Genomic DNA, 24868 nt, shown 5'->3' with positions numbered 1-24868 from the left:
CCGAGGAGAGCCCCCATGTCGTCCGAGGTCATCCTCAGCGCCCGTGACATCGGCAAGACCTATGCACAGCCGGTACTCGGCGGCGTGGACCTGGAGTTGCGCGCTGGCCAGGTGCTGGCGCTCACCGGGGAAAACGGCGCCGGTAAAAGCACCCTGTCCAAGATCCTCTGTGGCCTGGTGCAACCCACCACCGGCGAACTGAGCTTTCTCGGCCGACCCTATGCCCCGGGCAGCCGCCGCGAAGCGGAGGCCCAGGGGGTGCGGATGGTCATGCAGGAGCTCAACCTGCTGCCTACCCTCACCGTGGCGGAAAATCTCTTTCTCGACCGCCTGCCCCGCCGCCTGGGCTGGATCGACCGGCGCCAGTTGCGCGAACAGGCGCGGCTGGCCATGGCCCAGGTCGGCCTGGAGTCCATCGATCCGGATACACCCATCGCCGAACTGGGCGTGGGTCATCAGCAGATGGTGGAGATCGCCCGCAACCTGATCGGCGACTGCCGAGTGCTGATCCTCGACGAGCCCACCGCCATGCTCACCTCCCGCGAGGTGGACCTGCTGTTCGAGCAGATCGAGCGCCTGCGTGCCCGCGGCGTGGCGCTGGTCTACATCTCCCATCGCCTGGAAGAACTCAAGCGCATCGCCCAGCAACTGGTGGTCTTGCGCGATGGCCGCCTGGTGGCCGATGCGCCCATGGCGCACTACGACATCGACCAGATCGTCAGCCTCATGGTAGGTCGCGATCTCGGCGAGCACCTGGACATGGGCGAGCGCCGCTTTGGACCACCCTTGCTGGAAGTCCAGGGCCTGACTCGCGCCGACAAGGTCCAGGACGTCTCCTTCAGCGTCCGCGCCGGCGAGATCTATGGCATCTCCGGGCTCATCGGTGCCGGTCGCACCGAGTTGCTGCGGCTGATCTTCGGTGCCGACCGTGCCGATTCCGGCGCGGTGCGCCTGGCCGGCAAGCCGGTCGACCTGGGGTCACCGGCCAAGGTGGTACGTCAGGGCATCGCCCTGATCACCGAGGATCGCAAGGGCGAAGGCCTGCTGCTCAGCCAGCCGATCAGCGCCAACCTGGCCCTGGGCAACATGGCCAAGGTCGCCCAGCAGGGCCTGGTCAGCGGTACACGCGAAGCGGCCCTGGCAGAGCGCCATATCAAGGGCATGCGCATCCGCTGCAACGGTGGCAGCCAGCCGGTGGGCGAACTCTCCGGTGGCAACCAGCAAAAGGTGGTCATCGGGCGCTGGCTCGAACGCGATTGCCAGGTGCTGCTGTTCGACGAACCCACGCGCGGCATCGACGTCGGCGCCAAGTTCGAGATCTATGGCCTGCTGGCCGAACTCACGCGCCAGGGCAAGGCCTTGGTGGTGGTCTCCAGCGACCTGCGCGAGCTGATGCTGATCTGCGATCGCATCGGTGTGATCTCCGCCGGCCGCCTGGAAGCGACCTTCGACCGTCATGACTGGGACCAGGAGCGGCTGCTGGCCGCCGCCTTCGCCGGCTATCGCTCCCGCGAAGCTCTGCTGGAAGAACCCGTCCCGCCGCAAACCCTTTCTCAGGAAGCCATTCGATGAGCAGTCTTCCCGTCACCTCCGCCCGACGTGCCTTCGGCCTCGGCCTGGGCACCTACGTCGGCCTGGCCGCCGCCCTGCTGGCGATGATCGTGCTGTTTTCCCTGCTGAGCAGCCACTTTCTCTCCTACGCCACCTTCACCACCCTGGCCAACCAGATCCCCGATCTGATGGTGCTCGCGACCGGGATGACCTTCATCCTGATCATCGGCGGCATCGACCTCTCGGTGGGTTCGGTGGTCGCCCTGGCCGCCGCCGTGGTCAGCGTCGCCACCCTGGAATGGGGTTGGGGCATCCTCCCAGCCGCCGCCTTGGGCATGCTGGCCGCGGCCCTGACCGGCACCCTTACCGGCAGCGTCACCGTGGCCTGGCGCATCCCCTCCTTCATCGTCTCCCTGGGCGTGCTGGAGATGGCACGCGGCGCCGCCTACCAGCTGACCGATTCGCGCACCGCCTATATCGGCGATGCCTACGCCTGGCTGTCGACGCCCTTCGCCTTCGGCATCTCGCCCTCCTTCGTCATCGCCCTGCTGGTGATCGTGGTCGCGCAGCTGCTGCTGACCCGCTCGGTGCTCGGGCGCTACCTGATCGCCATCGGCACCAACGAGGAAGCGGTGCGCCTGGCCGGGATCAATCCCAAGCCCTACAAGGTCATCGTCTTCGCCCTCATGGGCCTGCTGGCAGGCCTGGCGGCGCTGTTCCAGATCTCCCGTCTGGAAGCCGCCGACCCCAACGCCGGCGTCGGCCTGGAACTGCAGGTGATTGCCGCCGTGGTGATCGGCGGGACCAGCCTCATGGGTGGGCGCGGCTCGGTGATCAGCACCTTCTTCGGCGTGCTGATCATCTCGGTGCTGGCCGCGGGCCTGGCCCAGATCGGCGCCAGCGAGCCGACCAAGCGCATCATCACCGGCGCGGTCATCGTGGTCGCCGTGATCCTCGACACCTACCGCAGCCAGCGCGCCAAGAGCAAGGGCTGATGGCGACCATCAAGGATGTCGCCGCCCGTGCCGGCATCTCATACACCACGGTCTCCCATGTGGTGAACAACAGCCGCCCGGTCAGTCCGGGCGTGCGGGAAAAGGTCGAGGCGGCCATCGCCGAACTGGGCTACGTACCCAGTGGCGTGGCCCGCTCCCTGCGCAGCCGTGCCACCGGCACCTTTGGCGTGCTGGTGCCCAATGCGGTCAACCCCTACTTCGCCGAACTGGCCCGCGGCATCGAAGATCACTGCGAGCGCCAGGGCTACAGCGTCATCCTCTGCAATTCCGATGACGATGCCGACAAGCAGCTGCGCTATCTGCGGGTGCTCAAGGAGCGGCGGATCGATGGCCTGGTGGTCGCCACCGTGGACGGCGATCCGCGCTTCGCCCGGGCCCTGGCCAGCCTACGCATCCCGCTGGTGCTGGCCGACCGGCCGCTGGAGGGCGTCCAGGCTGCGCATATCCGCATCGATCACCACCAGGGCGGTCTGCTCGCCACCCGCCACCTGCTGGAACTCGGCCATCGCCGGATCGCCTGCATCGGCGGCCCGGCCGATTCCCCGGTCGCCAGCGAGCGGATCACCGGCTACCAGGAGGCCCTGGCGCAAGCCGGCGTCGCGCCTGGCGCCATCCAGCGCTGCCCCTTCACCGCCGCGGCCGGTCATGCCGCCGCCCGCGCGTGGCTGGCCCAGCCAGAGCGCCCGACCGCGATCTTCGCCGGCAACGACACCATCGCCCTGGGCGTGCTGCGCGCCGCCGCCGAGCAGGGTCTGAGCGTCCCCGCCCAGCTCTCGGTGGTAGGGTTCGACGACATCGAGCTCAGCCGCTATCTCTACCCGGCCCTCACCACCATCGGCCAGTCGATCCGCGATCTCGGCGAGCGCGCCGCCCAGCTGCTGCTGGCGCGCCGCGAGACGGTCGGCAGCCCTTCCACCCACGACATCGCCGTACCCCGGCTGGTGCTGCGCGAATCCACCGCGGCGCCCCCTGCTCTGGAGACCTCCCATGCACCCTGACGTCGTCGTCATCGGCAGCCTCAACATGGACCTGGTGGTGCGCGCTCCGCGCCTGCCCAAGGGCGGCGAGACCCTCGCCGGCCATACCTTCACCACCGCACCCGGCGGCAAGGGCGCGAATCAGGCCGTCGCCGCGGCACGCCTGGGCGCCCGGGTCGCCATGATCGGCTGCGTCGGCGCCGATCCCTACGGCGACTTCCTAACCCGCAGCCTGCTGCAGGAAGGCATCGACTGCCGGGGCGTCTCGGTGGCGCCCGAGGTGCCCACCGGCATCGCCTCCATCCTGGTGGATGACCAGGGCCAGAACGCCATCGTCATCGTCGCCGGTGGCAACGGCGAATTGTCCGCCGCGCAGCTGCAGGCCCAGGAGCCCCTGCTGGACCAGACCAAGCTGGTGATCGCCCAGCTGGAAGTCCCCCTGGCTACCGTAGGCGACGCCCTCGCCCGCGCCCATGCCCTGGGCAAGACGGTGATCCTCAACCCCGCGCCCGCCACCGGCCCGCTGCCGGCCGAGTGGTACGCCCATATCGACTACCTGGTGCCCAACGAAAGCGAAGCCAGCCTGCTGACCGGGCTGCCGGTGGAGACTCTGGAGCAGGCCGAGGCCGCCGCCCGTCAGCTGGTCACCGCCGGTGCCCGCCAGGTGCTGCTGACCCTGGGCAGCCAGGGTCTGCTGCAGGTCACCGCAGACAGCTGTCGTCACCATCCGGCCACTGCGGTCAAGGCGGTGGACACCACCGCCGCTGGCGATACCTTCCTCGGCGGCTTCGCCGCTGGCCTTGCGGAGGGGTTGAGCGTGGAGGCGGCCATCGCCCTCGGCCAGCAGGCCGCCGCCATCGCCGTCACCCGCCCAGGCGCCCAACCGTCCATTCCCACCCGCCAGGAGCTCGCCCGGTGAAGAAAACCGCTCTGCTCAACATCGCCCTGTCCCAGGCCGTGGCCAGTCTCGGCCATGGCGATCTGGTGGTCATCGGGGACGCCGGCATGCCGGTGCCGCCGGGTACGCCGCTGGTCGATCTAGCCGTCACTCCGGGCGTACCGGATTTCCTCAGTGTGCTGCAGGCGCTGCTCAGCGAGATGCAGGTGGAAAGCCATCTGCTCGCCGAGGAAACCCTGAAGGTCCAGCCGCCGGCGCTGGCCGAACTGGAACGCCTGAACGCCGACGGCGCTCTTGGCAGTCGTCGCCTCGTGTCCCACGACGAGTTGAAGACCCTGTGCCGCCAGGCTCGGGTGCAGGTTCGCACCGGCGAGTGCCAGCCCTATACCAACCTGATCCTGGTCGCCGGCGTCACCTTCTAGCCAGCCGCCCCTGCCAGCAGCCGGCGGGTCGCCAGCAGATCCAGCGGACGGGCGAACAGATAGCCCTGGGCATGGCGCGCGCCCATGTTCTTGAGCAGTTGCAGCGCCTGGGCGTCCTCGACGCCCTCGGCGACCACGTCCAGGCCCAGGGACTCGGCCATGCGCACGATGGCGCGGACGATGGCGACACTGCGTGCGCTGTCGGCGAGGCGCAGCACAAAGGACTTGTCGATCTTGAGGCCGCGAAAGCGATACTCATGGACATAGCCGAGCGACGAAAAGCCCGCGCCGAAATCATCCAGCACCACCGATACGCCCTGTAGATCCAGCGCCTCCATGGCGGCCTTGGCGCGCTCGGGTTCAGCGACCAGGGCCCCTTCGGTCAACTCCAGGCAGATCCGCGACGGCGCCACGCCGTGCGTGGCCAGGATGTTCAGTACCTCGTCGGCGAATTCCGGCCGCACGATGCTGTAGCTGGAGCAGTTGACGTGGACCACCGGCCAGTGGGCATGGGCCGGCTCGGCCAGGATGGCGGCGATCCGCGTCAGCATGTAGGTATCCAGCCGACCGATCAGCCGCAGGCCTTCCAGTTCGGGTAGAAAGGCGCCGGGCGCCAGCACGCTGCCGTCCGGCTGCCGCCAGCGGATCAACGCCTCCAGCGCCGCCACGCGGCCAGTCGTGACCTCGATGATCGGCTGGAAGAAGGGTTCCAGTTCGTCGCCGTTCTTCAGCGCCTTGCGCAGCGCGCCCTCGCGCACCACCTGGTCGGACACCACCTGGCGCAACTCCTGGTTGAACACCGCGAAGTTGTCGCGCCCGCCCTGCTTGACCCGGTACATGGCGGTGTCGGCATCGCGCAGCAGATCGTCCGGCTGGCGATGCAGACTCGCATCGGCCACCACGATACCGATGCTGCAGGAGGCGAACAGGCTGTGGTCGTCGATCACCAGTGGCCGGTCGAAGGCCTCGATGATCCGCTGGGCGATGGCCACCGGCGATTCCAGCCCACCACCGGGCACCAGGATGGCGAATTCGTCACCGCCCAGCCGTGCCAGCAGATCGGTTTCCCGCAGGCAACTGGACAGCCGCTGCCCGGCGGCGACCAGCAGCAGGTCGCCGAAGGGGTGGCCGAACTGGTCGTTGATGCGCTTGAACCTGTCCAGATCGAGAAACATCACCGCCAGGCCGGTGCCATCGCGCTCCAACGCCGCCCAGAGGTCGGCCAGGCGTTGCTGGAAGAAGCTGCGGTTGGGCAGCCGGGTCAGGGCATCGTGGTTGTTCTCGTACAGCAGTCTGGCATTGGCATCGTCCAGCGCCCGGGTCCGTTCCTGGACCCGGACCTCCAGCGCCTGGCGTGACTGCTGGATGGCTTCCGCCGCGCTGCGCCGGGACAGGGCGGTATCGATATGGCGTGAAACGAAGGTGAGCAGCTCCTGGTCGCGCTGGCTGTAGTAGACGTCTTCGCGATAGCTCTGCACCGCCAGCACCCCGCGGACCTGCTTGCCGTCATAGAGCGGGATGCCCAGCCAGGAGCAGGCTTCGGGGGTACCCTCGACCGGGGTGATCTCCCCTTCCTCGATCAGTCGATGCGCCTTGTGCCGATCGATGATGCAGGGTCGCCGCTGGCGGATGGTGTATTCGGTGTAACCCCGGGTGCCGCGCCGGGTGACGGGCGCCGTGGTACGGCGCTCATCGGCGAAATAGGGAAAACTCACCTCGCCGGACAGGTCGTCGTAGAGGGCGATGTAGAAATTGTGCGCATAGAGCAGCTCACCCACGACCCGGTGCAGGCCGCCCAGCAACTCGGTCATGTCGGTGCTGGCGCTGGACAGCTCGGCGATGCGGAACAGCGCCGCCTGCAGTTGCTCGGCGCGCTCGCGCTCGGCGATCTGTTCGCGCAGCCGGGCGTTGACTTCGGACAGCTCCTGGGTGCGCTGCCCCACGGTGGCCTCCATGTCTTCGCGCCGCAGGATGCGATCCAGCGCCATGGCCACGTCGCGGGCGATCACCTGGAACAGCGCCTGATCCTCAGGACCGTAGCGGCGTTCGCGGTCGTAGACCTGCAGGCTGAGCACGCCAAAGGTCCGATCGGCGCCATCCTTGAGCGGAATGCCCATCCAGAATTCCGGAACCGAGCCCTGGCAATAGTAGGGGCCATTGGTCTGGGCCGCCTCCATGGCCTCTTTGGGCAGCAGCAAGGGCTCGCCATGCAGGAGCACATAGGCGGTCAAGCTTGGTTGCGCCCGATCCAGTGGCTCGAAGGAGCCCGGTTCAGGCGGACTCTCGTCGCGCTGGTCGAAATAATAGGGATAGTGGATCTGGTCAGCGTCCGGATCGAGCAGCGCCAGACAGAGGTTTTCCGCGTCGATCAGGGTCACCAGTAGTTCATGGGTGCGCTGCATGAACAGCTGCCGATCCACCGTCGAGCTGGCCAGATAGGTGATGTCGTAGAGCACCTGCTGGATGGCCTGGGCCCTTTGCAACTGCAGGCGCTGCAGCACGAAGCCGAATCTCAGGGCCAAGGCGGCGAAATCGGTACGGTCGTCCGGACGGGCCAGCAGCCAGCCCAGGGGCGTCGGTCCATTGCCGGTGGGATGACAGCTGAGCGAGGCCTGGGCGCAGAGCTGCGCCAGCTCCTCATCGTCGAGCAACGCCGGCCAGGCACTGGCGCCACTACCGGTGGCCATGCACGACCAGTTGCCGCGACGCTGGTACCAGGCCCAGTCCGCATCGGCCGCCGCCGCGCAGAGTTGCGCGATGATCTGCTCCGCTTCCAGGCCCTGGGCATTCGGATCTGGCCAGCGTTCCTCCAGCGGCTTGGTCGAGCGTGCGCCAGACTGCTGTTCCTTGGGCCCCTTCATGCTGACTCCTTCCCTTGCATCAACCGGATCCTGACACAGATGTCTGCCTCTCCGGCAAGTACGGGGTGAACGGTTTTCCTAGGGGCGCGAACGGCAAAGATATTACTAAACCCAAGATTGACTGGGACAAGAGTTGTACAGCCGGAGGGTTGTTGTCCAACAACCAGCCCTGCCAGACGACCCTTTGCCGCTGGGCTTGTAGAACAAAATCCCTGGCCCTTTTCCATCGATCAGAAAGACCGCCGTCCCGCGAATCTCTTGCTAGCCGCCCCCCACTAATAAGCAGACAGAACGCAATCTGGCGGGGCCTTCCGGCCCGTTGTCGCCTCTCTCTACGAGCAGGAGTTTTCCATGACGGCTTCCAAGCAAGACAACCTGATCGACTGGCTGCGTGACGCCCATGCCATGGAAGAACAGGCCGAGAAAATGCTTTCCGCCCAGGCCGCGCGGCTGGAGCACTATCCGCAACTGCGCCAGCGCATCGAGCAGCACATCAAGGAAACCCAGGAGCAACGCCAGGTCCTCGAAGGCTGCCTGAGCCGCCTCGGCAGCAGCGCCTCGACGCTCAAGGACATGGGCGGCAAGTTGATGGCGCTGGGCCAGGCCATTGGTGGTGCGCCCATGAGCGACGAGGTCATCAAGGGCGCCATCGCCGGCTATGTCTTCGAGAACATCGAAATCGCCACCTACACCACGCTGATCGCCGCCGCTGCCGAGATCGGTGATACCGAAACGCAGCAAGCCTGCGAACGCATCCTCGAACAGGAGAAGGCCATGGCGGCCTGGTTGCTGGAAGACCTGCCCGTCACCACCAGAGCCTTCCTGGAACGCTCCGCCGATCCCGATCTGACCGCGAAGCGCTGAACTACCCCGTGTTACCCGTGACTAGCCCCTGGAGGTTACATGTTCGTCCATAATAAGCGACTGCAATATACCGTGCGCGTGTCCGAACCCAATCCCGGCCTCGCCAACCTGATGCTGGAACAATTCGGCGGCCCCCAAGGCGAACTCGCCGCCGCCATGCGCTACTTCACCCAGGCGATAGCCGAGCTCGACCCGGGCCGCAAGGACATGCTGTTCGACATCGCCACCGAAGAACTCAGCCACCTGGAAATCATCGGCTCGATGATCGCCATGCTGAACAAGGGCGCCAAGGGCGATCTGGCGGAAAAGACCCAGGAAGAAGCGGACATGTACCGCTCCCTCACGGGTGCCGGCAACGACTCCCACCTCACCCAGATCCTCTACGGTGGCGGCCCGCAACTAATCAACTCGGGCGGGGTGCCCTGGACTGCGGCCTATATCGACACCGTCGGCGAACCGACCATCGATCTGCGATCCAACATCGCCGCCGAAGCCCGGGCCAAGATCGTCTACGAGCGCCTGATCAACGTCACCGACGATGCGGGTATCAAGGATACGCTGAGCTTTCTGATGACCCGCGAGATCGCCCACCAGAAATCCTTCGAGAACGCCCTACACTCCATTCAGCCAAACTTTCCCCAGGGCAAGATGCCGCCACGACCGGAATTCGCCAGCGTCTACTACAACATGTCGCAGGGTGAAGGCGACATGCGCGGTCCCTGGAATCAGGGTCAAGACTGGGAGTTCGTGGAGCAGCCCGCTCCTGCCGTGGATGGTGGCGACGGCCTGGCCAGCGTCAAGCTGCCACCCATGCAGGCCAAGGCGGTGGAGCAACTGGCAACCCGCACGATGTCGGACCCCAGCGCAGCCCCGGTGACCGGTGCCGACCTGGGTGCCGGCCTGGCCAAGCAGCTCGACAAGAACCGTCTCAACGAGTGATGCCGATGCGGCGACACCCCTGGGGTGTCGCCGCCTTCACCCCACCAATGACCTTCCGTCGGCCAGTCTGCGCCGATTCGCCTTCCGCAAGAACCTGGCCATTTGCCATCGGTCCTACTGCCGTCATCGTAGTAGGGAAAGCCCTGATGGAAGATTATCTCCTGGCGTTCGCCATGGTCGTCCTGACCACCTTGTTCATAGGTCTCACTACCGTCGGTCTGGTGGAATTCGCCTGATGGCGCTTTGCCGCCTTTTGCGCTGAACATTTGTTCAGCGATGCAGTCTGCCGCTGTGCATTGATGCCATCACGTCTTACCGACGTAGCCAGGGACGCCACCATGAAACGCCACGCCTATGCTTTAGCCCTCGTTGCAGCCGCCGTCTGCAGCGCACCCGCCTTCGCCATGGATCAGGATGCCCTGCAATTCGAGCAGGCCAGCATGATCGCCTTCAAGAGTTGCGCGAACAAGGCGGTGATCGCCGGTACCCGCATCGGCGACACGGCCCGTTTCTCCGATACCGACAGCTGCGTCGCCCAGGCGCTGTCGCAGATCGAACCGGCCTATCAAAAGGCTCTGACCTCCCTGCAGAACAACGGCACCGCCCGGCGCTGCCTGCAGACCTACTACAGCAACTGGCGCACGCTGATGAAATCGCTACCGGAGCTGCAGTCCAAGCCGCCGTCCTCGGTCCTGCTGACCGCCAACGGGGGTGAGCGCCGACTCAACCAGTACTGGCAATTCGTGGTCAGCGCTCGCTGATCACGCCCCGGCGCCCACTGGGGAGGCTGGCTCCCCTCCTTGCGTTTCAGCCGATGGCGACATGGCCCGGCTGCGCCGCGACCCGTGCCAGCCACGCCTGGATCGCCGGATAGTCGTCCAGGCGAAAGCCCCCTTCGTGGGCGACGTGGGTATAGGCATAGAGCGCTATATCGGCGATCGAATACTGCTCCCCCACCAGGAAAGGCGTGCGTTGCAGCTGCTGCTCCATCACCCGCAACGCCTTGTAGCCACGGACCTGGCAGACCTCGTACTCCTCACGGCGCTCCGCAGGCAGCCCCTGATAGAGCTGGATGAAGCGCGCCACCGCCACATAGGGCTCGTGACTGTATTGCTCGAAGAATTGCCATTGCAGCACCTGGGTGCGCAACCGCGGTTCGCTGGGCAGGAAGCCTGTGCCGTCGGCGAGGAAGTTGAGAATGGCGTTGGACTCCCACAGGCAGGTGCCGTCTTCCAGCTCCAGCACCGGAATCTTGCCGTTGGGATTCTTCGCCAGGAAGGCGTCGCTCCGGGTCTCGCCGGCGAGGATATCCACCTCGTGCCAGCGATACTCCACGCCGAGCAGGTGCAGCGTCAGCACCACCTTGTAGCAGTTGCCGGAACGGCGATCGCCATAGACCTGATACATCTCACAGCTCCTTGTAGGTAGGGGTGGCGTCGCGAATCACGTCGGCCAGGCGCGCCAGACCGGTATCCAGGCGCTCGGGCAGCACATGGCTGAAGTTGAGCCGCAGCAGGCCAGGGTGGCGATCCGGCTCGGCGAAGAACGGCTCGCCCGGCATGAAGGCGACGTCCTGCGCCAGGGCCGCGTCCAGCAGGGTACGGGTATCCAGGGGCGTTTTCAGCTGCAACCAGAAAAACAGCCCGCCCTGGGGAATCTGCCAATCGGCCAGCTCGCTGAAGTGCCGGGTCAGCGCCTCGGCGAAGCCATCGCGACGCTCGCGGTAGAAGGCCCGCACCTCCTGCAAGTGCCTTGCGTAGCGCTCGCTGCCGAGCCATTGCAGCACCTGCCACTGGCTCATGCGGCAGGTATGCAGATCGGCGGCCTGCTTGAGCGCTCGCAACGGCTTGAGCAGCTCCGGCGAGGCGATGAGGTAGCCCACGCGCAGGCCGGGCAACAGGGTCTTGGACAGGCTGCCGGTATGGATCCAGGCGCTACGCTGCAACTGGGCGCACAGCGGTCGTGCCGGGGCGCCGTCATAGCTGAGTTCGCGATAGGGCTCGTCCTCGACCAGGGTCACGCCGAATTCGTCCAGCAGCGCTGCCACGGCCGCACGGTTGGCCGTGGAGTAGCGCACGCCGGAGGGATTCTGGAAGGTCGGGATCAGGTAGGCGAAGGCCGGGCGCCGCTCTTGCAGCCGCAGGCGCAAGGCGTCCAGATCCAGCCCCTCCGGGGTCAGGCTGACCTCCAGGCAATCGGCGCCAAAGAACTGGAAGCTCTGCAGCGCGGCCAGATAGGTGGGGCCCTCCACCAGCACCGGCGTGCCGACATCGAGATACAGCTTGGCGATCAGGTCCAGCGCCTGCTGCGAACCGGTGGTGACCAGCACCTGGTCCGCCGTACAGTCCAGGCCATAGTCGCGCGCCTGGGCGGCGATGGCCTCGCGCAGCGCCGGCTCGCCCTCGCTCATGCCGTACTGGCCCAAGCCGGCCGGCAGCTGGCTCCAGTCCACCGCCGGCAGACAGCGCTCGGCCGGCAGACCGCCAGCGAAGGACATCACCTCCGGCCGCTGCGCCGCCGCCAGGATGTCGCGGATCAGGCTGCTCTTGAGTCGGCTTACCCGTTCGGAAAATGCCATCTGCCCTCCTGTGGCCCGTGGCCGGCTAATGAGTCAAACTACTTGACCGACCCTAATCCACACCGGAAAGACAAGTCAATATGCTTGACCTAAATCAGACCGCTCAGCAGCGCCTGGTCATGGAGACCTTCTTCTTTAGTTACCAGGCCTTCACCGCCAAGGCCGACGACATGCTGGCGCGCCGTGGCCTGAGCCGGGTCCATCAGCGCATCCTGTTCTTCATCGCCCGCGAGCCGGGGCTCAGCAACAAGGCCCTGCTGGAGGTGCTCGGGGTCAGCAAGCAGGCGCTGAACATTCCGCTGCGGCAGTTGCTGGAGATGCAACTGGTGGCCATGGAGACGGATGCCACGGACAAGCGCAAGCGGCGGCTGTCGCTGACCCGAGGCGGCGCTGCGTTGGAGCAGACCCTGAGACGCGAGCAGATGCGCCTGGTGCAGGCGGCGCTGGCCACGGCCGGGCCGACCGCGGCCGAGGGCTGGCTGGCCTTCAACCAGGCCCTGGCTGATCGCCAGGACACCGCTGGTAGCCAGGACAGTTCGGAACCCTCGGTCGACTCCTGAAAACTGTACTGCTCGTTCGCGGCCCTGGTGTATGGATACCGGCCCCAGGTGCCTGGCTAAGCTGACGCAAAGCTCAGGGATGCCCTCATGACCGTCGAACTGCTCTCCGCCTTCATGCTCTTCGCCTTCGTCTCTTCCGCCACGCCCGGTCCCAACAACATGATGCTGCTGGCGTCGGGGGTCAATTTCGGTTTCCGCCGTACCCTGCCGCACATGTTCGGCATCAGCCTGGGGCATATGCTGCTGGTCATCTGCACCGGTCTCGGACTGGGTCAGCTGTTCGTGCTCTATCCACCGCTGCAGATCGCCTTGCGAGTGATCGGTGGCGCCTACCTGCTGTATCTGGCCTGGAAACTGGCCACCGCCGCGGCCCCCACGCCGCGGGAGTCAGGCAGCGGCAAGCCCTTCGGCTTCTTCCAGGCTGCGGCCTTCCAGTGGGTCAATCCCAAGGCCTGGGTAATGGCGATTGGCGCGATCACCGCCTATATTCCGGCCGAGAACTTCACCGCCAATCTGCTGCTGGTCGCCCTGCTCTTCGCCTTGATCAACCTGCCCAGCGTCAGCCTCTGGACGCTGTTCGGCATAGGCCTGCGCCGCCTGCTCAGCAGTCCGGCGCGCCTGCGGCTGTTCAACTGGAGCATGGCGCTGCTGCTGGTGCTGTCCCTCTACCCCATCCTGTTCGGCCATCACTGAGGTTTTTGATGCACGCGGCTCCACAACGCCTTACCCCGCTGGCCGATAGCTCCCCCGCCGCCGTGGTCGCCGGTTTCGTCGCCATGCTGGTGGGCTACACCAGCTCCCTGGTGCTGATGTTCCAGGCCGGCCAGAACGCGGGGCTCAGCACGGGCCAGATTTCCTCCTGGATCTGGGCGCTGTCCATCGGCATGGCCCTGACCACCATCGGCCTGTCGTTGAAGTACCGCACCCCCATCGTCATCGCCTGGTCGACCCCGGGCGCCGCCCTGCTGGTCACCAGCCTGCCCTCGGTGCCCTACAGCGATGCCATCGGCGCCTTCGTCCTCTGCGCGGTGCTGCTTGCCCTGTGCGGCCTCACCGGCAGCGTCGACCGTCTACTGCGTCGGGTACCCCCGGCCCTCGCCGCCGCCCTGCTGGCCGGCATCCTGTTTCGCATCGGCATCGAGATCTGCGCGGCAGCCCAGCACCAGACCGGGCTGGTGCTGGGCATGGCCCTGGGCTATCTGGTAGCCAAGCGGCTGTGGCCGCGCTATTGCGTGCTGGTGGCCCTGGTGGTCGGCCTGCTGCTGGCCGCCGGACTGGGCTTGCTGGACTTCCACGCCCTGCGGCTGGAACTGGCGGTGCCGGTATGGACCACCCCGACCTTTTCCCTGGCCGCCACCATCGGCATCGCCCTCCCGCTGTTCGTAGTGGCCATGGCGTCACAGAACATGCCCGGCATCGCCGTGCTGCGTACCGATGGCTACGCGGTTCCAGCCTCGCCGCTGATCGCCACCACCGGCCTCGCCTCCTTGCTACTGGCCCCCTTCGGCTCCCATGGCATCAACCTGGCGGCCATCAGCGCGGCGATCTGCACCGGTCCCCAGGCCCATGAAGACGCCAGCAAACGTTATACGGCGGCGGTCTGGTGCGGATTTTTCTATGGCATCGCCGGTTTGTTCGGCGCCACCCTGGCCGCGCTGTTCACCTCGCTGCCAAGCGAACTGGTGATCTCGGTGGCCGCCCTGGCCCTACTGGGCTCCATCATGAACGGCTTGCACGGCGCCCTGGCCGAACCCAGCCAACGCGAACCGGCGCTGATCACCTTCCTGGTCACCGCCTCGGGGCTGACGCTGGCCGGCGTAGGCTCTGCCTTCTGGGGTCTGGTGGCCGGTCTATTGGCCAGTTTGCTACTCACCGCACGCCGCCGGTAGAACCTGAAACCCTCCTGACCGGTCGGAACTGCATCCTTCCCGTCAGGAGAACACCATGTCCCGTACCAATCGCCAGTTCCTGCTCGCCAAACGCCCCTCCGGCGAACCGACCGCCGATACCTTCGAGCGCGTCGAGCAGCCGGTCAGCGAACCCGGCGCCGGCCAGGTGCTGATCAAGAATCTGTTCCTGTCCCTCGACCCGGCCATGCGTGGCTGGATGAACGAGGGCAAGTCCTATATCAAGCCCATCGGTATCGGCGAGGTCATCCGCGCCCTGGGCGTGGGTGAGGTGGTGGCCTCCAACCACCCGGACTTCAAGGTGGGCGATACCGTCAACGGCATGCTCGGCATCCAGGACTACTACCTGGGCGAACCCCAGGGCTTCTACCCAGTGGATCCCAGCAAGGCCAGCCTGCCCCAGTATCTCTCGGTACTCGGCATGACCGGCCTCACCGCCTACTTCGGCCTGCTGGAGGTCGGCGAGCCCAAGGCCGGCCAGACCATCGTGGTCTCCGGCGCCGCCGGCGCGGTGGGCAGCATGGTCGGCCAGATCGGCAAGCTCAAGGCCTGCCATGTGGTGGGCATCGCCGGTGGCGCGGAGAAATGCCGCTATCTGATCGAGGAGCTCGGCTTCGACGCCGCCATCGACTACAAGGCCGAGCCAGACCTGGCGGCCGCCCTGCGCCGTGAGTGCCCCAACGGCATCGACGTCTATTTCGACAACGTCGGCGGCCCGACCCTGGATGCGGTCCTGGCGCAGATCAATTTCCGCGCCCGGGTAGTCCTGTGCGGTGCCATCAGCCAGTACAACAGCGACAAGATCCAGGGCCCGCAGAACTATCTGGCGCTATTGAGCAATCGCGCCCGCATGGAAGGCTTCATCGTCCTCGACCACGCCGCCCGCTATGCCGAGGCGCAACAGCAGCTGGCGATCTGGCTGGCCGACGGCCAGCTCAAGTCCCGCGAGCATGTGGTGGAAGGCCTGGACACCTTCCCCACGACCTTGATGAAGCTGTTCTCCGGCGAGAACTTCGGCAAGCTGGTGCTCAAGGTCTGAACCGCGTCGGAAAATCGTCGCGAGCGGGCCGCCTATGCGGTCCGCTTGGCCCTCAGGCGCCAACTTATAGACGGCTAATCGCCATCATCTTCCTAAGTCATTGATTTTTATAAAACTATAAGACTGGCACGCTTCTCGCTTCAGAGGGACTATCCGCCAAGGAGAACAGGCATGGTCCCGCCCTCATCCAACACCATCAATCTCGATCGCGCTCGCCAGCAGCGTAACGCCAGCCAGGTGGCCCCCGTTCGCGAAAGCGATCCCCTGGTGCTGAGTACGCTACGTCAGCGGCTGCTCAGCGTCCTGCAGTCATCGTTGGATCTCGAACGGGTCCTGCAGCTCTTTCGGCAGGAGGTGGATACCCTCGTGGACGTGCCTGGGCTCGCCTATCGCAACGCCGCAGAAGACGTGGTCATCAGACTGGGCGAAGAGCAGGGTCACCAGGTGCACTACCACCTGAGCCAGGGCGGTATCCGCCTGGGCGAGCTGACCTTCTACCGTCAGGAGCGCTTCCAGGACAGCGAGCTCAGTGCGCTGGAACACCTCCTCGGCACCCTGCTATTTCCCCTGCGCAACGCCCTGCTCTATCGCGAGGCGCAGAACAATGCGCTGCGCGATGCCCTCACCGGGGTCGGCAATCGCAACGCCCTGGACCGCGCCCTGGTGCGGGAACTGGAGCTGGCGCGCCGTACCCAGCAGCCCCTGTCGCTGCTGATGCTGGATCTGGACCACTTCAAACGCATCAACGACCGCTTCGGCCACAGCGTCGGGGACGACGTGCTGCGGCAGACCGCCCGCACCCTCAGCAACTGCCTGAGAAGCATGGACATGATCTTTCGCTTTGGCGGCGAGGAATTCTGCGTGTTGCTGTCGGCCACCGGTCATGAGGCAGCCCATATCGTGGCGGAGCGCCTGAGAGCGGCTGTCGAAGCTCAATCGGAGACCGCCGGCGCCATTCCACTGCCGGTCACCCTGAGCCTCGGGCTGGCGACGCTACGTGACGTCGAGTCCCCGCGCTGCCTGCTGCTGCGCGCGGATCGAGCCCTCTATCAGGCCAAGGCCGAAGGCCGCAATCGATCCTGCGGCCTGGCCTGAGGGTCGCCTGGGGCCAGGCGACCGCTCTGCTTAGCGGCGACCACCCTTGCCGGTACCGCCACCGCTCGGACCGCGACGCGGCGCGATACCAGGCGAGGTACGGCCCTTGCTGACCGGCTTGCGGCCCATTTCGCTCGGCCGCTCGGCCACGGCCGACCCCTGGGGCTTGCTGGCCTTGCCCGCCTTGTTGCGCGAACCCCGACCGGCATCGATCGGCCGCGCGGTCTTGCGCTGCTGACGTTCGAGCTTTTCCTTGGTCTTGCCGCCCATGGCCGGCAGCGCCACCGGCGGCAGGCCAACTTCGCCCGCGAGGATGTCGATCTCCCCCTGGGTCATCTCGCGCCAGCGGCCGACCGGCAGATCGCTGGTCATGAACACCGGACCGAAACGAACGCGCTTCAGACGGCTAACCACCAGGCCCTGGGACTCCCACAGCCGGCGGACTTCACGGTTGCGGCCTTCCATCACCACGCAATGGAACCAGTGGTTGAAGCCATCGCCTTCCGGCGCCTGCTGGACGTCGGTGAAGCGTGCCGGACCGTCTTCGAGGATCACCCCGTTCTTCAGGCGCAGCAGCATCTCTTCGGTCACCTCGCCACGTACCCGTACCGCATATTCGCGGTCCATCTGGTAGGACGGGTGCATCAGCCGATTGGCCAGTTCGCCATCGGTAGTGAACAGCAGCAGACCGGTGGTATTGATGTCCAAGCGACCGACATTGATCCAGCGACCCTGCTTGGGCTTGGGCAGGCGGTCGAAGACGGTGGGTCGGCCTTCGGGATCATCACGGGTGCAGATCTCGCCCTCGGGCTTGTTATAGATCAGTACCCGGCGTACCACTTCCTCGGCCTGGTCGCGCTTGAGCAGACGTCCGTCCACTGCGATGGCGTCCTTGGGCATGACTCGCAGCCCCAGGGGGGCGACCACGCCGTTGACCTTGATGCGGCCTTCGCCGATCCAGGCTTCGACATCGCGACGCGAGCCGACGCCCAGGCGCGACAGCACCTTCTGCAGCTTTTCGCCAGCTGGCGCAGGGACGGTTTCTTCGAGGGATTCGTTTTGGGGATTCTTGTCGAGGGTCATCAGGCACCTCCCGGTGTAGTGGACGACAAAGGCGCCGCGGAACGGGCGCCAGCAAAAAGACAGGGGCGCATGATAGCGCCCCTGCTCGCGCCAGCCTAGCGAGTGTGGTGTCTCTGAAATTGACTGCACAATTTTGGCGGCGCTTTTTCGGCTGTAGCGGCGTTGCCACTCCTCGCTATAGCCCTGCTATGACTCGTACCGGCGCCTGGCCACAGCCAAAAAATCACTCGCCAATTCTTGCGCGAACTTCAGAGACACCGCACTAGCCCAGCGGGTGACGGATGGCCGCAGTATCAATCCAGCGTCGCCAGGGCCTCGCGGCAGAGTTGTTCGACGCGCGTCCAGTCCTTGGCTTTGACCACGTCACCCGGCAGCATCCAGCTACCGCCGACGCACAACAGATTGGGCTGCTGGAAGTAGTTCTTCACATTGCCCGGATTGACGCCACCGGTCGGGCAGAACTTGAGCTCGGCGAAGGGACCAGCGAAGGCTTTAAGCGCATCCACGCCGCCATAGACGTTGGCGGGGAACAGCTTGAAGCGGCGATAGCCCAGGCGATAGGCCTGCATGATCTCGGAGGGCGTGGCGATGCCCGGCAAGAGCGGAATGGGTGCCGCTACCCCGGCCTGGAGAATTTCCTCGGTGGTGCCCGGGGTGACGATGAACTGGGCGCCAGCCTCGACCGCGGCGTCGAACATCCGCACGTCCAGCACGGTGCCCACCCCCACGTCCAGCTCAGGACGCTCCTGGCGCAGTAGCCGTACGGCATCCAGCCCGTGGGCGGATCTCAGGGTGATCTCCAGCGCCGTAAGACCACCAGCGGCCATGGCGTCGGCAAAGGGCAGCACGTCGGCCGGATCGTTGATCACGATCACCGGCAGAATGCGCGCGCGGGCGCACAGGGCATCTAGGGTCGCGATCTTGTTCTGCATGTCCAAAACTCAACTCCTCGTCAGGGGCACCAATAGACGACCAGGGGTTCGCGCAGGAACGCCTTGATCGGAGTGGCCAGCTCGTCGCCCTCGGCCAGAGCGGTTTCCAGTACCTGTCGCTTGCCCGCGCCCTGGACGGCGAGGATCTGTTGCCGCGCCCGGCTCAGATAGGCGCGGCTCAGGGTGATGCGGGTCTGGGGCGCGGACGGTGCCACGCCTGGGAAGCTCAGGCGTTCGCTGGCCGGATCCAGGGCCTCTTCCAGACCGGGACTGCCGGGGAACAGCGAGGCGGTATGGGCGTCGTCACCCATCCCCAGGACCAGCACATCAGGCGTACCCAAGGCGTCGCGGAGCCGGGCTTCGGTCAGGGCCATGCCCTCCTGCGCAGTGGCCGCCGGGGTATAGAGATCGACGAATCCGGCCGCGGCGGCAGGTCCCTGAAAGAGGTGCTTGCGCAAGAGGCCGGCGTTGCTGTCCGGGTCATCGATGGGTACCCAGCGCTCGTCGGCCAGGGTGACCAGCACCTTGGACCACTCCAGGTCCGCCTGAGCCAGGCGTTCTAGGAAGGGCACCGGACTGCGCCCACCGGAAACGATCAGCAAGGCCTCGCCACGGGCCGCCAGAGCCTCGCGCAGCGCGGTGGTGACCGTCTCGGCCAACGCCGTGGCATGGGCCTCGCGGTCGGGCAATTCGCGCAGGGTCACGCCCTGCCCCAGATCAGACGTCGCCATACCAGGATCTCCCGTCTCGTGCGATCAGTGCGATGGAGGTCAGCGGACCCCAGCTGCCGGCGGCATAGGACTTGGGCGAGTCGCCCATCTTCGACCAGCCATCCATCAGCTGATCGCACCATTTCCAGGCCGCTTCGATCTCGTCCTTGCGGACGAACAGCGACTGGTTGCCCTGCATGACTTCCAGCAGCAGCCGCTCATAGGCATCCGGGGTGCGCAGATGCTTGAAGGTCTCGGAAAAATTGAGTTGCAGCGGACCGCTGCGCAGTTGCATGCCCTTGCGCAGACCCTGGTCCTTGCTCATCACCTGCAGCGAAATACCCTCGTCCGGCTGGATGCGGATGATCAGGCGGTTGCTGATCAGGCTGCGCTGCTCGGGAGCGAAGATATAGTGCGGTGGCTCTTTGAAGTGGATGACGATCTGCGACAGCTTCTGCGGCATGCGCTTGCCGGTACGCAGATAGAAAGGCACGCCCGACCAGCGCCAGTTGCGAATGTCGGCGCGGATGGCGACAAAGGTCTCGGTGCGGCTTTCGGTGTTGGAGTTGGGCTCTTCCAGATAGCCCGGCACCGGCTTGCCGTCGCTGTAGCCCGAGGTGTACTGGCCGAGGACCACGCGGCTGGCCAGCTGGTCGGCGGTAATCGGTTCCAGCGCCTTGAGCACCTTGACCTTCTCGTCACGGATGCTGTCGGCCGACAGATCCGCCGGCGGATCCATCGCGGTCAGGCAAAGCAGTTGCAGCAGGTGATTCTGCACCATGTCGCGCAACTGGCCAGCCTGGTCGAAATAGCCCCAGCGGCCTTCGATGCCGACCTTCTCGGCCACGGTGATCTCCACATGGGAGATGTAGTTCTGGTTCCACTGGGTCTCGAACAGGCTGTTGGCGAAACGCAGGGCGATGAGGTTCTGGACGGTTTCCTTGCCCAGGTAGTGATCGATGCGATAGACGCGATCCTCGGGGAAGAAGCGCGCCACGGCGTCGTTGACCACCTTGGAGGATTCCAGGTCGTAGCCGATGGGCTTTTCCATCACCACCCGGGTGCGCTCGCACAGACCGACGGCGGCGAGGTTCTCGCAGATGGCACTGTAGACCAGCGCCGGGGTCGCGAAATAGGCGATCAGCGGCGAGGTCTCACCCACATCCTCGGCAAGTCCCGTATAGTCTTCGCGATTGCGGAAATCGATGGCGCGATAGCCGAGGCGACCACGCATCCGCGTCCATACCGTTTCGTCCCAATCGGCCTTGGGCACATAGTGGCGCAGGCGCTCCTCGATGTGCTCCAGCTGCTTGACCCCATCGCCCTGGTCACGCGCCAGCGCCATGATGCGGGTATCCTCGTGCAGCAAACCTTCACGATCCAGCTGATAAAGGGCAGGGAAAAGTTTGCGCAGGGCCAGGTCGCCCAACGCGCCGAAGATTGCCAGGGTACAGGGTAGAACTCGGACGCCAGCCATAAATATTCGTTCTTTTACTTAAAGTTTGAGATATTCCAGCACCATGATAGGGGAGCCGGGGCGATTCGCGTAGTCTTTATATTAAAAAATACGGCGCAGGGGTAACCCCGCCCAAAACCTTTTATAGCCTTAGGATAGAGGCACAACAACCACTAGGAGTTCTCATGGATCGTGCCAGCACCCTGCTGCAAACCATCCAGACCCGCATCGGCGAACTCAACCGCGCGGAGCGCAAGGTCGCCGAGGTCATCCTGCAGAATCCCCGGCAGGCCACGCGCTATACCATCGCGGCCCTGGCCCAGGCGGCGCAGGTCAGCGAACCCACTGTCAACCGCTTCTGCCGCTCCCTGGGCGTGAGCGGCTATCCGGAAATGAAGATCCAGCTGGCGCAGAGCATCGCCAGCGGCGCGGTCTATGTCAGTCAGGCAGTGGAAGCCAACGACGAATCCGAGGCCTACGCGGAAAAGATCTTCAGCAGCACCATCGCCTCGCTGGACAGCGCCCGCCAGCGGCTGGACGCCCGCACCGTCGATCGCGCGGTGGATCTGATGATCCAGGCGCGGCAGATCCACTTCTTCGGCCTGGGCGCCTCGGCACCGGTGGCCCTGGACGCCCAGCACAAGTTCTTCCGCTTCAACATGGCGGTGTCGGCGCATTCGGATGTACTGATGCAGCGGATGCTCGCGTCCATCGCCAGGACTGGCGATCTGTTCGTGATCATCTCCTATACCGGCCGCACCCGTGAACTGGTGGACGTGGCCAAGCTGGCGCGGGACAACGGCGCCTCGGTGCTCGGCCTCACCGCCAGCAATACCCCCCTGGCCAAGGTCTGCACCCACAGTCTGGACATCCCGTTGCCGGAAGACACCGACATCTACATGCCCATGACCTCGCGGATCATCCAGCTCACTGTGCTGGACATCCTGGCCACCGGCGTCACGCTCAAGCGCGGCGTGGATTTCCAGCCGCACCTGCGCAAGGTCAAGGAAAGCCTGGTCGCGACCCGCTATCCCTCCGAGCCCGACCAGGGCTAGCGAACAGCTCACTCGCGTGCTCCAGTTTCCCGGAGCACGCTGGCCGTCAGATATCGTCGCGGTGGCTGAACAGATCCCAGGTGGACATGAACAGGGCGGCGATCAGCGGGCCGATGACGAAGCCGTTCAGGCCGAACAGCGACATGCCGCCGATGGTGGAGATCAACACCACGTAGTCGGGCATCTTGGTGTCCTTGCCGACCAGGATGGGGCGCAGCAGGTTGTCTACCAGACCGATCACCACCACGGCGAAGACGATCAGGATGACCCCTTTGATCACTGAACCGGTGGCTAGGAAGTAGATGGCCACCGGCACCCAGATCAGCGCTGAGCCGACCGCGGGCAGCAGCGACAGGAAGGCCATCAGGGTGCCCCAGAGTACCGCGCCCTGGACGCCCAGCACGCCGAGGATGAAGCCGCCCAGGGCGCCCTGCACCACGGCAACGATGATGTTGCCCTTGACCGTGGCGCGCACCACGGCGGTGAACTTGGCCATCAGGCTGCGCTTGTGCATGTCGCTCAGCGGAATGGCCTTGCGGATCAGCGCCACCAGCTGCGAACCGTCGCGCAGCAGGAAGAACAGCAGATAGAGCATCACGCCGAAGCCGATCAGGAACTGGAAGGTGCCCTGACCAAAGCTGAAGGCCTGGGTCGCGACGAACTGGCTGCCCTGCATGGCACCTTCGGAGAGCTTCTGGCGAATACCATCCAGGTCACCGGCACCGAAGCGCTCCAGCACGCCACGTACCGAACCCGGCAAGGCACCCCAGATCTGCTGATAGTACTGGCCGAAGTTGAGCTGACCGCTGCTGACCTGCTGGTACAGCAGCGAGCCTTCCTGCACCAGGGAAATGGCGATGAACACCACTGGCAGGATGACGATGAGCAGGATCACGAACAGGGTGCAGAGCGCCCCGAGGTTGCGTCTGTTGTTGAAGCGCCGGACGAACCAGCGCTGCAGCGGGGCGAACAGGATGGCGAGGATGGCGCCCCAGAACACCGCGCCCAGGAAGGGGGTGAGGATCCAGACGAAGGCCAGGGAGACCACCACCAGCAGGATCAGGAACGTCTTGTTTTCCAGCCGAGCACTTTTCATTGGCTTTCGCGATTCCACACAAGGATGACAGGCCTTGCTTAGAGCCTCGGAAGCCGTGGGGTTCCCATGAGCACCCCCAACTCGACCCGAAGAGGCGCGCCGGCGTGGCCGGCGCGCCTGGGATCATACGCGAAACTGACGGACCAGGCCGTCCAGGCGCTCGCCCAGGCCGACCATACCGGCGGTGTTGCGCGCGCCTTGCTGGGCACCCTGGGCCATGCTGTCGACCGCACTGGCGATGGTGTGGACGCTGCGATTGACCTCTTCGGCCACCGCCGTCTGCTCCTCGGCGGCACTGGCGATCTGGCTGTTCATGGCGTTGATGGTGGCGATCAGCTCGCTGATCGCGGCCAGGGCGGTACCGGCCTGCTCGGCCTGAGCCGTAGTGGCCTCGCCCATGCCGCCCGAGCGTTCCATGGCCCCGACCGCGCGGCCGGTGGCCTGTTGCAGGCGATCGATCATGGCCTGGATTTCCTGGGTGCTCTGCTGCGTCCGGCTGGCCAGGGCTCGTACCTCGTCGGCGACCACGGCGAAACCGCGACCGGCCTCGCCCGCCCGGGCCGCTTCGATGGCGGCATTGAGGGCCAGCAGATTGGTCTGCTCGGCAATGGCGCGAATCACGTCGAGCACGCCGACGATGGCGCCCACGTCCTGCTTGAGGCCATCCAGGGACACGCTGCTCTGGCGGACCTCCTCGACCAGTTCGTGAATGCGCGCCACGCTGGTGGCAACCGTCTCGCGGGCCAGCCGACCTTTCTCCTCGGTCTGACGGGTGGCTTCGGAGGCCTGCAGGGCACTGCTCGCCACTTCCTGGGCCGCCGCGGACATCTGGTTGATGGCGGTGGCCACCTGGTCGGTTTCGCTGCGCTGGCGCTGCATGTCGCGATCGGTGCGCTGGGCCTGCTGGGCGACGTCGTCGAGCAGACCGGTGAACTGGTGAGTGATGTCGACGACCTGGGCGATGGTGCCCTGGATGCGATCGACGAAGCGATTGAAGGCGGCGGCGAGTTCACCGATCTCGTCGCGCCCGTTGACCGGCAGGCGGCGGGTCAGATCGCCCTCCCCGGCCGCGATGTCGTCGAGATTCTCCCGGATCTGCGCCAGAGGCCTGAGGGTGCGAGCGGCAAACAGCTGCGCGACGATGCCGATCACCACCAGCAGCACGCCGGCCACGCCGAAGATCAGCCAGAGCTGGTCCTGGGTGCGCTTGGCGACCTGCTGGGCCACGGCAGCGACCTCGGCCTCCACGCCATCCAGATTCACCGCCGAGCCGATCACCAGATCCCATTTGGGCAGGTAGTCGGTGTAGGCAAGTTTGGGCACCAGCACGTCCTTGTTGCCGGGCAGCGAAGAGCTGTAGCGACTGAAATGCGAGCCATCCTTGCCGACCCGAACCAGTTCCTGGTTGAGGTAGACGCCAGCCGGGTCACGGTTGTCCTTGAAGCTCTTGCCGATGCCGGCCGGGTCGTTGCCCTTGAACAACCGGACGACGTTCGAGTCGTAGCCGAAGATATAGCCGTCCTTGCCATAGCTGATGGCCGACAGCAGGCGGATGGCCTCCTTACGCGCCTCGGTATCACCGTCAGCGGCCTTGTCGTACAACGGCTTGACCACGGTCATGGCCGTTTCGACGGTATTCTGCAAGGCGCTGCGACTCTGCACCATGAGCCGCTCGCGGGCATCGGCGACATCCTTGGTTGCCTGCGCCTGGAACACCCAATAGGACAGGCCGCCCAGGACGACAGTGAAGAGGCAAACGGGCAGCACTGCCAGCAGGGTGACTTTCAGTTTCAGGCTCACGGGGTTCTCCTTGGTCGCAAGAGCTCAGG

General features: G+C 65.6%; 23 protein-coding genes and 1 pseudogene. 14 read left to right on the top strand and 10 right to left on the bottom strand.

All coding sequences use genetic code 11. The annotated features are described in order from the left end of the window. Positions 1–15 precede the first annotated feature (15 nt). The 5 genes from C722_RS0110955 to rbsD are packed head-to-tail and all read left to right on the top strand — an operon-like array spanning position 16 to position 4864. Positions 16–1572, top strand: coding sequence for a sugar ABC transporter ATP-binding protein (locus C722_RS0110955; protein WP_017640534.1), 1557 nt, complete (start codon positions 16–18; stop codon positions 1570–1572). Next, positions 1569–2546, top strand: a complete 978-nt coding sequence (locus C722_RS0110950; protein WP_017640533.1) for an ABC transporter permease — start codon at positions 1569–1571, stop codon at positions 2544–2546. Before C722_RS0110955 ends, C722_RS0110950 begins: the two co-directional genes overlap by 4 nt. Further along, positions 2546–3565 (top strand): LacI family DNA-binding transcriptional regulator, encoded by a 1020-nt coding sequence (locus C722_RS24835; protein WP_017640532.1) that lies wholly within the window; start codon positions 2546–2548, stop codon positions 3563–3565. The genes C722_RS0110950 and C722_RS24835 overlap by 1 nt, the downstream gene beginning before the upstream one ends. Beyond that, positions 3555–4463 carry a ribokinase gene (gene rbsK, locus C722_RS0110935; RefSeq protein ID WP_017640531.1) on the top strand — a complete coding sequence of 303 codons (909 nt, stop codon included), beginning with the start codon at positions 3555–3557 and terminating at the stop codon, positions 4461–4463. Before C722_RS24835 ends, rbsK begins: the two co-directional genes overlap by 11 nt. Then, the gene (gene rbsD / locus C722_RS0110930; protein WP_017640530.1) at positions 4460–4864 is read left to right on the top strand and encodes a D-ribose pyranase; all 405 of its coding nucleotides are present in this window, start codon (positions 4460–4462) and stop codon (positions 4862–4864) included. The genes rbsK and rbsD overlap by 4 nt, the downstream gene beginning before the upstream one ends. Here the strand turns inward: rbsD and C722_RS0110925 are convergent. Beyond that, positions 4861–7725, bottom strand: coding sequence for an EAL domain-containing protein (locus C722_RS0110925; protein WP_017640529.1), 2865 nt, complete (start codon positions 7723–7725; stop codon positions 4861–4863). The genes rbsD and C722_RS0110925 overlap by 4 nt on opposite strands. Before the next feature lie 351 nt (positions 7726–8076). Here C722_RS0110925 and C722_RS0110920 point away from each other — a divergent pair, with 351 nt between their 5' ends. From C722_RS0110920 to C722_RS0110905, 3 genes are all read left to right on the top strand, one after another. Further along, positions 8077–8589 carry a ferritin-like domain-containing protein gene (locus C722_RS0110920; RefSeq protein ID WP_017640528.1) on the top strand — a complete coding sequence of 171 codons (513 nt, stop codon included), beginning with the start codon at positions 8077–8079 and terminating at the stop codon, positions 8587–8589. Between the two features lie 39 nt (positions 8590–8628). Further along, positions 8629–9528, top strand: coding sequence for a manganese catalase family protein (locus C722_RS0110915; protein WP_017640527.1), 900 nt, complete (start codon positions 8629–8631; stop codon positions 9526–9528). 338 nt (positions 9529–9866) lie between these two features. Continuing rightward, positions 9867–10289, top strand: coding sequence for a hypothetical protein (locus C722_RS0110905; RefSeq protein WP_017640525.1), 423 nt, complete (start codon positions 9867–9869; stop codon positions 10287–10289). A 46-nt stretch (positions 10290–10335) separates the two neighbouring features. Here C722_RS0110905 and C722_RS0110900 read toward each other — a convergent pair whose 3' ends face one another. Both C722_RS0110900 and C722_RS0110895 read right to left on the bottom strand, forming a co-directional pair. Then, on the bottom strand, positions 10336–10935 hold the full coding sequence (locus tag C722_RS0110900) for a glutathione S-transferase family protein (protein ID WP_017640524.1): 600 nt from the start codon (positions 10933–10935) through the stop codon (positions 10336–10338). 1 nt (position 10936) lies between these two features. Continuing rightward, the gene (locus C722_RS0110895) at positions 10937–12106 is read right to left on the bottom strand and encodes a PLP-dependent aminotransferase family protein (protein WP_017640523.1); all 1170 of its coding nucleotides are present in this window, start codon (positions 12104–12106) and stop codon (positions 10937–10939) included. Positions 12107–12186: 80 nt separating this feature from the next. Between C722_RS0110895 and C722_RS0110890 the strand changes: the two genes are divergently transcribed. From C722_RS0110890 to C722_RS0110870, 5 genes are all read left to right on the top strand, one after another. Then, positions 12187–12666: a MarR family winged helix-turn-helix transcriptional regulator gene (locus tag C722_RS0110890; protein WP_017640522.1), complete on the top strand. Its 480-nt coding sequence runs from the start codon at positions 12187–12189 to the stop codon at positions 12664–12666. 87 nt (positions 12667–12753) lie between these two features. Next, positions 12754–13359: a LysE family translocator gene (locus tag C722_RS0110885; protein WP_017640521.1), complete on the top strand. Its 606-nt coding sequence runs from the start codon at positions 12754–12756 to the stop codon at positions 13357–13359. A gap of 8 nt (positions 13360–13367) precedes the next feature. After that, entirely contained in the window at positions 13368–14555 is a 1188-nt protein-coding gene (locus C722_RS0110880) for a benzoate/H(+) symporter BenE family transporter (protein WP_017640520.1), read from the top strand. Between the two features lie 55 nt (positions 14556–14610). Beyond that, a complete protein-coding gene (locus C722_RS0110875) occupies positions 14611–15612 on the top strand; it encodes an NADP-dependent oxidoreductase (protein ID WP_017640519.1) in 1002 nt (333 codons plus the stop codon). Positions 15613–15783: 171 nt separating this feature from the next. After that, on the top strand, positions 15784–16707 hold the full coding sequence (locus C722_RS0110870; protein ID WP_017640518.1) for a GGDEF domain-containing protein: 924 nt from the start codon (positions 15784–15786) through the stop codon (positions 16705–16707). Between the two features lie 30 nt (positions 16708–16737). Here C722_RS0110870 and rluB read toward each other — a convergent pair whose 3' ends face one another. The 4 genes from rluB to zwf all read right to left on the bottom strand — a co-directional run bounded on the left by rluB (position 16738) and on the right by zwf (position 20909). After that, on the bottom strand, positions 16738–17790 hold the full coding sequence (gene rluB / locus C722_RS0110865) for a 23S rRNA pseudouridine(2605) synthase RluB (RefSeq protein ID WP_017640517.1): 1053 nt from the start codon (positions 17788–17790) through the stop codon (positions 16738–16740). Positions 17791–18083: 293 nt separating this feature from the next. Next, entirely contained in the window at positions 18084–18722 is a 639-nt protein-coding gene (locus tag C722_RS0110860; protein ID WP_044342103.1) for a bifunctional 4-hydroxy-2-oxoglutarate aldolase/2-dehydro-3-deoxy-phosphogluconate aldolase, read from the bottom strand. Between the two features lie 20 nt (positions 18723–18742). Continuing rightward, positions 18743–19453 carry a 6-phosphogluconolactonase gene (pgl, locus tag C722_RS0110855; RefSeq protein ID WP_017640515.1) on the bottom strand — a complete coding sequence of 237 codons (711 nt, stop codon included), beginning with the start codon at positions 19451–19453 and terminating at the stop codon, positions 18743–18745. After that, positions 19440–20909: a glucose-6-phosphate dehydrogenase gene (gene zwf, locus C722_RS0110850; protein WP_026083779.1), complete on the bottom strand. Its 1470-nt coding sequence runs from the start codon at positions 20907–20909 to the stop codon at positions 19440–19442. Before zwf ends, pgl begins: the two co-directional genes overlap by 14 nt. 164 nt (positions 20910–21073) lie before the next feature. Between zwf and C722_RS0110845 the strand changes: the two genes are divergently transcribed. Next, positions 21074–21943: a MurR/RpiR family transcriptional regulator gene (locus C722_RS0110845; protein WP_017640513.1), complete on the top strand. Its 870-nt coding sequence runs from the start codon at positions 21074–21076 to the stop codon at positions 21941–21943. Between the two features lie 46 nt (positions 21944–21989). Here the strand turns inward: C722_RS0110845 and C722_RS0110840 are convergent, their stop codons facing one another. The 3 genes and pseudogenes from C722_RS0110840 to C722_RS27025 form a co-directional block, all read right to left on the bottom strand. Then, on the bottom strand, positions 21990–23039 hold the full coding sequence (locus C722_RS0110840; protein ID WP_017640512.1) for an AI-2E family transporter: 1050 nt from the start codon (positions 23037–23039) through the stop codon (positions 21990–21992). 123 nt (positions 23040–23162) lie between these two features. Beyond that, positions 23163–23918 carry a methyl-accepting chemotaxis protein gene (locus C722_RS27030; protein ID WP_371099782.1) on the bottom strand — a complete coding sequence of 252 codons (756 nt, stop codon included), beginning with the start codon at positions 23916–23918 and terminating at the stop codon, positions 23163–23165. A gap of 102 nt (positions 23919–24020) precedes the next feature. Then, a pseudogene (locus C722_RS27025) lies at positions 24021–24755 on the bottom strand (cache domain-containing protein); the annotation flags it as partial. Positions 24756–24868: the final 113 nt, after the last annotated feature.

It is taken from the genome of Pseudomonas sp. 313 (assembly GCF_000316965.1).
Lineage (GTDB): Bacteria > Pseudomonadota > Gammaproteobacteria > Pseudomonadales > Pseudomonadaceae > Chryseomonas > Chryseomonas benzopyrenica.
The sequence above is the reverse complement of the archived record's forward strand: the minus strand, read 5'-3'. Positions and strand labels throughout refer to the sequence as shown.